We start from the raw sequence: 8,914 nt of genomic DNA on the forward strand, positions 1-8,914 counted from the left end.
TTCTACGTCTGGGGCGAGCCCGGCAGCGGCCGCACCCATCTGCTGCAGGCGCTCGTCCACGAGGCGCTGCCCGGCCACGCCCGCTTTATGGGCCCGCAAAGCAGCCTCGCCGCCTTCGCGTTCGATCCGCGGGTGACGCTTTACGCCATCGACGACTGCGACCGCCTATCCGGCGCGCAGCAGATTGCGCTCTTCAACCTCTTTAACGAGGTGCGCGCGCATCCCACCAGCGCGCTGGTTGCGGCGGGCAATGCCGCGCCGATCGCCCTAGAAGTGCGAGAAGATCTGCGCACGCGCCTCGGCTGGGGCCTCGTTTTCCACCTTGCCCCGCTGCCCGACGAGGGCAAAGCCGCGGTACTAAAACACGCCGCCAAAGAGCGCGGCATCGCGCTCGCCGACGACGTGCCGGCTTACCTGCTCACCCATTTCCGGCGCGACATGCCGAGCCTGATGGCGCTGCTGGACGCGCTCGACCGCTTTTCGCTCGAGCAGAAGCGCGCCGTCACGCTGCCGCTCCTGCGCATCATGCTGGCCTCGCCCGGCGGCCCGGAAGAGCTCAGAACGGCAACGGCTTCACCCGCTTCAAGTAAAATAGGCCCCCATGGCTAATCTCGCACTCTTCGACCTCGATCACACGCTCATCCCCACCGACAGCGACTACGAATGGGGCCGCTTCATGGTGAAGCACGGCATGGTCGACGGCGAAAACTTCGCACGTGACAACGAGCACTTTTTTGCCGACTATAAAGCGGGCAAGCTGGACATTCAGGCCTACCTGATCGCCATGCTGACGCCGCTATCGAAGTACTCGCGCACGCAGCTGGCCGAGTATCACCAGATGTACATGCATGAAGTGATCAAGCCGACCATCCTGCCCGTCGCGCTCGAACTCGTGCGCCGGCACCGCGATGCCGGCGACCTGTGCTGCATGGTCACTGCCACCAACGAATTCATCACCGGCCCGATCGCCGCCGTATTCGGCGTCGACAAGCTGATCGCCTGCGAAGCAGAAACCATCGACGGCCAGCCGCACTCGGATTACACCGGCCGTCCCACCGGCACGCCCAGCTACAAGGAAGGCAAGATCGTCCGTACCGAAGCATGGCTCGCTTCGCTCGGCAAGACATGGTCGGATTTCGAGCGCAGCTATTTCTATAGCGATTCGCACAACGACATCCCGCTGCTCGAAAAGGTCACCGACCCGATCGCGACCAATCCGGACGACACGCTGCGCGCCCATGCGCAAGCGCACGGCTGGCGCATCCTAGAACTCTTTCAACCCACGTGATCAAAAAACTCATTCGCAAACTGTTCGGACAGGATCCGGCACCCGCTGACGACACCGCCCCCTCCGAAGCAGACGAAGCCGCCAACGCGCCCGCTCGAGCCGGCCGGGCTGACGCTGCCAGCACTGCAACGAAGCCGCGTCGCAAGTCAGCACGTGACTCAGCGCAGGACCCCGCCGCCAAAGGCGTGCGCGACCCGGACGTGCCAGTCATCATTCCGGCCGATGTACACGGCATTAACCCCGCGCTGATTTCACGCAACGCCATCCGCGTGACCGAAGGGTTGCAACAGGCCGGCCATCGGGCGTTTATCGTCGGCGGCGCCGTGCGCGATCTGCTGCTCGGTATTGCGCCAAAAGACTTCGACGTCGCAACCGACGCCACACCGGATCAGGTGCAGAAGCTGTTCCGCCGCGCGCGCATCATTGGCCGGCGCTTTCAGATCGTGCATGTGCAGTTCGGCCAGGAAATCATTGAAACGTCGACGTTCCGCGCGCTGGTCGATCCGCCGCCCGCGGACGCTGCTCCGCCGCGCCGTCTGAAGCGTGACGAGCTCGACCGCCGCACCCACGCAGTCGACGCCAGCGGCCGCGTGCTGCGCGACAACGTCTGGGGCGAACAGCACGAGGACGCCACGCGGCGCGACTTCACCATCAATGCGATGTACTACGATCCGGCGACGCAAACCGTGCTGGATTACCACAACGGCATGGCCGATATGCGCGCCCGCCTGTTGCGCATGATCGGCGATCCGGCCACGCGTTATCGCGAAGACCCGGTGCGCATGCTGCGCGTGGTGCGTTTTGCGGCCAAGCTTGGCTTCGAGATCGAAGACGCCACGCGAGCGCCGATCAAGGAAATGGCAGACCTGATCAACAACGTGCCGGCAGCGCGTCTGTTCGACGAAATGCTCAAGCTGATGCTGTCGGGTCACGCGCTCGCATGCCTGAAGCGTTTGCGTCAGGAAGGTCTGCATCACGGCCTGTTGCCGCTGCTCGACGTGGTGCTGGAACAGCCGCACGGCGAAAAATTCATCACCCTCGCACTCACCAACACGGATAACCGCGTGAGCGCCGGCAAGCCGGTCTCGCCAGGCTTCCTGTTCGCCACTTTGCTGTGGCACGACGTGCAGCAGCGCTGGCAGGCGTTTGAGGCAAATGGCGAATATCCAGTGCCCGCGCTGCACCGCGCGATGGACGAAGTGCTCGATATGCAAACCGAGAAACTCGCCATCCACAAGCGCTTCTCGTCGGACATGCGCGAGATCTGGGGCCTGCAGCTACGCCTCGAAAAACGCTCGGGAAGAAGCGCGGTGAAGCTGCTGGAACACCAAAGATTTAGAGCGGGGTATGATTTCCTCCTGTTGCGCTGCGAATCGGGCGAACTCGAAGAGTCGGTCGGTGCGTGGTGGACGGAGTTCATTGAAGGAGACATCGCCGCGCGCGAGGCATTGCTCACGCAAGGCGGGAAGGACCGTAACCCCAGGAAACGACGGCGGCGCAGCAGTGGCGCCAGAAACCGCAAGACGGGTGACGGAATGGAGGACGGCTCGACAGCCGACCACGCAGCAAACGACGTGAGCCCCAGTGACTCACACGAAGACTGACGCGGTCAGGTAACTGGCCGTCGAACGATAGTCGCAGGAAGTTATGCCATGACGGTTGCTTATCTAGGTCTCGGCGCGAATCTCGGGGACGCGCGCCAGACCCTGAAAGACGCGGTGGTGTGCCTCGCACAACAGCACACCATCACCGTGCTCGCCAAGTCGAGCCTGTATCGCACAGCGCCCATTGATGCGGGCGGTGACGACTACTTCAACTGCGTCGTGAAGCTCGATACGACGTTGCAGGTGAGGCATCTGCTGGCGCTCTGCCACAAGATCGAACTGCACTTTGGCCGCGAACGCCCGTTTCGGAATGCGCCCCGCACGCTCGATCTCGACATCCTGCTCTACGGCGATCAAAGCATCGACGAACCCGATCTGATCGTGCCGCATCCGCGTCTTACCGAGCGCGCTTTCGTACTGGTTCCGCTAGTCGAAATCGACCCGGCGCTAGTCATCCCGCAACACGGCCGTGCCGATGGATTACTGCCGGCGGTCGCTGGACAACGCATCGAAAAGATGAAGTCGCCCTGCCAGTGCCCGGTGCTGAATGCGCTGAATGCCGGTTCCGATGACACCTCTGAAGCCGCCGATGCGGTGCCACGTACAAAGGGCCGCTGCTTATGAGCGCCTCACCGCTGACGGTCACTGCCCCGCAACTGCGACCTCCCTTTCGCTACATCGCGATTGAAGGCCCGATTGGAGTGGGCAAGACCTCACTCGCGCGGCGCCTCGCCGACCGGTGGTCAATGCATCCTCTGTTCGAGCGGCCTCAGGACAATCCGTTTCTTGAGCGTTTCTACCGCGACACCTCGCGCTATGCGCTCGCTACACAACTGCACTTCGCTTTGCAGCGCGCGCATCAGGCGCAGGAAGTCGCAGCGGTCCATGCTGCCGGCACGCCGCTGATTGCCGATTTCATGACGCAAAAGAACGACATTTTCGCCCGGCTTACGCTGACCGAGGACGAGTGGCAGTTATATCGCGCGCTGGCTGCACGCATCGATGCCTCCACGAGCACCGGCACGCCGCGCGCTTCTTCGGCTGAGGGCAGTCCGGGCGCGGCACCCGCGCCCGATTTTGTCGTCTACCTGCAGGCGAGCCCGGAAGTGCTGTTCGCACGTATCCAGAAACGCGCAGTGCCAATGGAATTGCAGATCTCGGATGCGTATCTGCACACGCTGTGCGATGCGTACAACGAGTTCTTCTATCACTACGACCGCACGCCCGTGCTGACGGTCAACGCCGAACACCTGAATCCGCTCGACTCGGACGCGGACCTTGCACTGCTCGTCGAGCGCATGGAGACGATGCGCGGGCGCAAGGAATTCTTTGTCAAAGGCACGGCGCTCTGATTGCGAGCGCCAGCGCCCCTTTTTCCAACGGATTACCCATGACCTATTTGCAGGAAGCGAGCCGGAGCGCCGTGACCGTCCCGAAACTGCAGGCGATGCGCGAAGCCGGCGAGAAGATCGCCATGCTCACCTGTTACGACGCCAGTTTTGCCGCGCTGCTCGATCGCTCGGGCGTCGACGCGCTACTGATCGGCGATTCGCTGGGTAACGTGCTGCAAGGCCAGACCACCACGCTGCCGGTGTCGCTGGCTGACATTGCGTATCACACGGCTTGCGTCGCGCGGGCTCGTCCGTCGGCGCTGGTGCTGGCCGACCTGCCGTTCGGGACGTATGGCACGCCGGAGGCTGCGTTCGCCAGCTCGGTTGAGTTGATGCGCGCGGGCGCCCAGATGGTCAAGCTCGAAGGTGGCGAATGGCTGGCCGACACCGTGCGCTTTCTGGTCGAGCGAGCGGTTCCCGTATGTGCGCACGTGGGTCTCACGCCGCAATCGGTCCATGCATTCGGCGGATTCAAGGTTCAAGGCAAAACGGAAGCGGGTGCAAGCCAGTTGCTGCGCGACGCGCGAGCAGTTCAGGACGCGGGCGCGCAGTTGCTGGTCATGGAGGCGATGCCGAGCGTGCTCGGTGCTGAAGTCACCAAGCAGTTGCGGATTCCGACTATCGGCATCGGCGCGGGCGCGGAGTGTTCGGGCCAGGTGCTGGTGTTGCACGACATGCTCGGAATTTTCCCCGGCAAGCGCCCACGCTTCGTGAAGGACTTCATGCAGGGACAACCGAGCGTCCAAGCGGCGGTAGAGGCGTATGTGCGTGCGGTGAAGGACGGCTCGTTCCCTGGGGCGGAACATACGTTCTAGGCAGGTGAAACGCAGCGGCGGTTCTTCTTGTTTTTTGAGGGCCATTGGAACTCGGACGTGTCCACTTTTAACGGGTTTGGGACCCGTCTGATTCAGGATTTAAATCCGCTCGTCTATCTTCGTTTACCCATTGATGCGGACCGCCGCACACCGAAGAGAGATGACCATGAGCCCAATTTGCCTGATCAACGTCGCGGGTATCCGCGATCACGCCACTGTATCGCATCAAACACGAGAAACCGCGTGGTACGGCCGCCTGTTTGACTGGGTGGTTGGTGTGCTGCGCGCCCGTCGTGCTTGAGCCCGCCTCGGCGACGCCGCGTGCCGCGCGTTTGTAAAACGCGTCACGTGGCGCTCGCTTTCTTAGACCTCAACCAACCACACGTGCTGATATGGCACCACGCAGGGCGTTGCAGACCATCAGCGCCTCCGCGTTCAACACATCGGTCCGCGTTAGCAGACGCTCTGCGGCACCTAAGTCAGCATCTTCCAGCAGCACACCCCGCATCACCCCGGGCAACACGCCCGAAGACAACGGTGGCGTCCACCAGCGCCCTGCCAGTTTCACAAAGACATTCGAGCGGCCGCCTTCCGTCAACTCGCCTCTATCGTTGAAGAACAATGTGTCGAAGGCGCCGTGTGCCTCGGCAGTGCGCCAGCCGAGATCGTATTGTTCGCGGCGCGTGGTCTTGTGATGCAGGAGCGCATCGCCTGCCTCAGTGGCGGCAAAGCCGTGATCCGTGGCTAGCAGCACGCCAACCACAGGCTCGGACAATGCCGCGAGCACGGCAGTAACGATCTGCACTGCGCCGCTCTTGCCGAGCGCAAGTCTGACGCGATGCGGCTTCTCCACCGGCAGTGACGCGCACTGCACGGCAATGCGTGCGCGTACTTCCGCTTCATCGAACCTGAACCCCAGCCATGCAGCACTCGCGTTGAGTCTCGCGAGATGGCGGTCGAGGTGCCGTATCCCCTCCTCGCGGGTCCCATACATCGTTTCGAAAAGCTCGAAGCCAGGATCGGAGTCGGTGAGAAAGCGCGCCTTCAATTGGCACTCCAGATATTCGTCGGCAGCGACGCTATCGAGCACGATGCCCGCGCCCACGCCCATTCTGCCCCGCCGGGTGCCCGTGCCTCCTGGCCCCGCTGCGTCTAGCGTCAACGTGCGGATCGCCACGGATAGGCAGAAGTCGCCAGCCACATTGGCCGCATCGTTGGGTTTGTTGGGGTTGTTAGCCTCGTTAGCGCCTGCCGCACGCGCTGCATCTAGCCAGCCTATCGTGCCCGTGTACAAACCCCTCGGCGTGCTTTCGAGCACGTCGATCAACTGCATGGTGCGATGTTTCGGTGCACCGGTAATAGACCCGCACGGGAACAACGCCCGCAACACGTCAGCGAACGAAGTATGTAGGCGCAAACGCGCCTCGACCGTCGAGGTCATCTGCCAGACGGAAGCATACGGCTCGACCGAGAACAGCGCAGGCACGGTGACGGAACCCGTCTCGGCAACCTGGGACAGATCGTTGCGCAGCAGATCGACGATCATCACGTTTTCCGCGCGATTCTTCGGGTCGTTGGCGAGAAACTGCGACGCCCGCCGATCAGCCTCTGGATCCTCGGGGGAACGTGGTGCCGTCCCCTTCATCGGGCGAGCGCGCAGTACCGCCCTCGTGTTCTCGACGAACAGTTCCGGCGAACACGACAGCACCCAACGGTCGTCCGGCAACGCAAGCAACGCACCATAAGGCACCGCCTGCCTGGCCCGCAACCGCCGATACAATCCGACCGGCGCGCCAAATACGTCAAAGTCGAGCCTGTACGTATAGTTGATCTGATACGAATCGCCAATACGCAGCGCCTCGTGAATCGCACTGATCGCGGCGTCGAATTGCGCTGAATCGACGCTGGCTCGCACGGCCGCGGTCCCAGCGATGGAAGCCTGCGGACCTCCGCCGTCACATTGAGCGAGCCATGCGTCCACTTCGTCACGCGAAAGCTTCGCGCATTGCTCGAACAATAAAAAACGCAGCGTGGCATCGCCGCGCTGCGTTTTATCTACTGGATGGAAGTCCTTCAGGACCAGTTGATGGCCGAACTCGTAGTCCGCCAGCACCACGGCATGGAGGCCGCGGCGTGAATCGGCGGCGGCGGCCTCGCATACCGCATCGAGCTGCGCGGCGTCCGCACAGACCCATTCGTGCACTAAACCCATGTACAGACGGCTCGAGCGATGCGCCGCCGTCGCGTCGCAATCGTCGAGCAATGCGAACACGGCACTGCGATCACCTGCCATCTTGCCTGCCGCCTACTTCACACTGCCATTAATCAAAGAAGCTCTTGACCCGGTCAAACCAGCTCTTGCTCTGCGGGCTATGGCGTGCGCCGCCCTCAACCAGCGACTTCTCGAACTGCTGCAACAGATCACGTTGCGGATCAGTGAGCTTGACCGGCGTCTCGACTTGCACATGCACGTACAGATCGCCCGCAATACTCGAACGCAGCCCCTTGATGCCTTTGCCACGCAGGCGGAACGTCTTGCCTGACTGCGTGCCTTCGGGCACCGTGAAGGTCGCGCGACCCGCCAGCGTCGGCACTTCGATCTCGCCACCGAGCGCGGCCGTGGTGAACGGAATAGGCATCTGACAGTGCAGATCGTCGCCATCACGCTCGAACACCGAGTGCTGCTTGATGTGAATCTCGACGTACAGGTCGCCCGAAGGGCCACCGTTGATACCCGGCTCGCCGTTGCCAGCAGAGCGGATCCGCATGCCGTCGTCGATACCAGCCGGAATCTTCACTTCCAGCGTCTTGGTTTCCTTCACCTTGCCTGCGCCGTGGCAATGGGCGCACGGGTCAGGAATGTGGCTGCCCGTGCCGTGACACTTCGGGCAGGTTTGCTGAATGCTGAAAAAGCCTTGCGACATGCGCACCGAACCCGAACCGTTACAGGTCGGGCAGGTTTCCGGTTTGGTACCAGGCTTCGCACCCGAGCCATGACAGATTTCGCACGACGCCCAGCTCGGCACGCGGATCTGCGTGTCGTAGCCGTGGGCCGCCTGCTCCAGCGTGATCTCCATGCTGTAGCGCAAATCGGCGCCACGGTACACTTGCGGCCCCGCACGGCCACCGCCGCGCGCGGCGCCACCGGCCGCCTGGCCGAAGATGTCGCCAAAAATATCGCCGAATGCATCGGCGAAACCACCGAAGCCTTGCGCGCCCGCGCCGCCCATATTTGGATCGACGCCCGCATGGCCGTACTGATCGTATGCCGCGCGCTTTTGCGAGTCTGACAGCATTTCATAGGCTTCCTTCACCTCTTTGAAATGCTCTTCCGCATCCTTGTTGCCCGGATTGCGGTCAGGGTGAAACTTCATCGCCAGCTTGCGATAAGCCTTCTTGATTTCGTCGTCGCTCGAGTTCTTTGCGACGCCCAGAACCTCGTAGTAATCCCGTTTCGCCATATCGGTTCAACGCCCTCCGCGCAGCAAGGCGCGGCGGCTCCTCTTGAATGCTGGAGTCTCACGACTCGTCCGGCCGCTGCCCATCCGCGATTGGCACGGATCGGGCAACGCCCTCCATAAAACAAATGTGCCCGGAGAGCCCAAACAGGCTCACCAGGCGCGATAACCGCTTTGCAGGTGCATGCTCCCAGAAACAGGGGCCGACCATTTTGCAGCCGAGCCGCACACATCGCTGCGTGCGGCTTTACGGTCGAATTGCGACCTGGCTTTAGTCTTTCTTCACTTCCTTGAACTCGGCGTCGACGACGTCGTCTTCCGGCTGGCTCGCGCCACCGGCCGACGCACCGCCACCGCC

9 protein-coding genes are annotated in these 8,914 nt (G+C 62.5%); 7 read left to right on the forward strand and 2 right to left on the reverse strand.

Annotated features, from left to right (window positions below; genetic code table 11):
* From hda to WCA85_RS19010, 7 genes are all read left to right on the forward strand, one after another.
* Positions 1-609: DnaA regulatory inactivator Hda (hda, locus tag WCA85_RS18980; RefSeq protein ID WP_424066420.1), on the forward strand; the 609-nt coding region annotated here is incomplete at its 5' end.
* Positions 602-1,288 (forward strand): HAD family hydrolase, encoded by a 687-nt coding sequence (locus WCA85_RS18985; protein WP_424066421.1) that lies wholly within the window; start codon positions 602-604, stop codon positions 1,286-1,288. The genes hda and WCA85_RS18985, both read left to right, overlap by 8 nt.
* On the forward strand, positions 1,285-2,892 hold the full coding sequence (gene pcnB / locus WCA85_RS18990) for a polynucleotide adenylyltransferase PcnB (RefSeq protein WP_424066422.1): 1,608 nt from the start codon (positions 1,285-1,287) through the stop codon (positions 2,890-2,892). The genes WCA85_RS18985 and pcnB overlap by 4 nt, the downstream gene beginning before the upstream one ends.
* A 48-nt stretch (positions 2,893-2,940) precedes the next feature.
* Positions 2,941-3,516: a 2-amino-4-hydroxy-6-hydroxymethyldihydropteridine diphosphokinase gene (folK, locus tag WCA85_RS18995; protein ID WP_424066423.1), complete on the forward strand. Its 576-nt coding sequence runs from the start codon at positions 2,941-2,943 to the stop codon at positions 3,514-3,516.
* Positions 3,513-4,244, forward strand: a complete 732-nt coding sequence (locus tag WCA85_RS19000) for a deoxynucleoside kinase (protein WP_424066424.1) — start codon at positions 3,513-3,515, stop codon at positions 4,242-4,244. Before folK ends, WCA85_RS19000 begins: the two co-directional genes overlap by 4 nt.
* A 38-nt stretch (positions 4,245-4,282) precedes the next feature.
* Positions 4,283-5,098 (forward strand): 3-methyl-2-oxobutanoate hydroxymethyltransferase, encoded by an 816-nt coding sequence (panB, locus tag WCA85_RS19005; RefSeq protein WP_424066425.1) that lies wholly within the window; start codon positions 4,283-4,285, stop codon positions 5,096-5,098.
* A 166-nt stretch (positions 5,099-5,264) separates the two neighbouring features.
* Positions 5,265-5,399 carry a hypothetical protein gene (locus tag WCA85_RS19010; RefSeq protein WP_424066426.1) on the forward strand — a complete coding sequence of 45 codons (135 nt, stop codon included), beginning with the start codon at positions 5,265-5,267 and terminating at the stop codon, positions 5,397-5,399.
* Positions 5,400-5,468: 69 nt separating this feature from the next.
* Here the strand turns inward: WCA85_RS19010 and WCA85_RS19015 are convergent, their stop codons facing one another.
* Both WCA85_RS19015 and dnaJ read right to left on the reverse strand, forming a co-directional pair.
* Positions 5,469-7,391, reverse strand: coding sequence for a chorismate-binding protein (locus tag WCA85_RS19015; RefSeq protein WP_424066427.1), 1,923 nt, complete (start codon positions 7,389-7,391; stop codon positions 5,469-5,471).
* A gap of 28 nt (positions 7,392-7,419) precedes the next feature.
* Positions 7,420-8,559 carry a molecular chaperone DnaJ gene (dnaJ, locus tag WCA85_RS19020; RefSeq protein ID WP_424066428.1) on the reverse strand — a complete coding sequence of 380 codons (1,140 nt, stop codon included), beginning with the start codon at positions 8,557-8,559 and terminating at the stop codon, positions 7,420-7,422.
* Between the last annotated feature and the right edge of the window lie 355 nt (positions 8,560-8,914).

The sequence above is a fragment of the Paraburkholderia sp. genome (genome assembly GCF_049581445.1).
GTDB lineage: Bacteria > Pseudomonadota > Gammaproteobacteria > Burkholderiales > Burkholderiaceae > Paraburkholderia.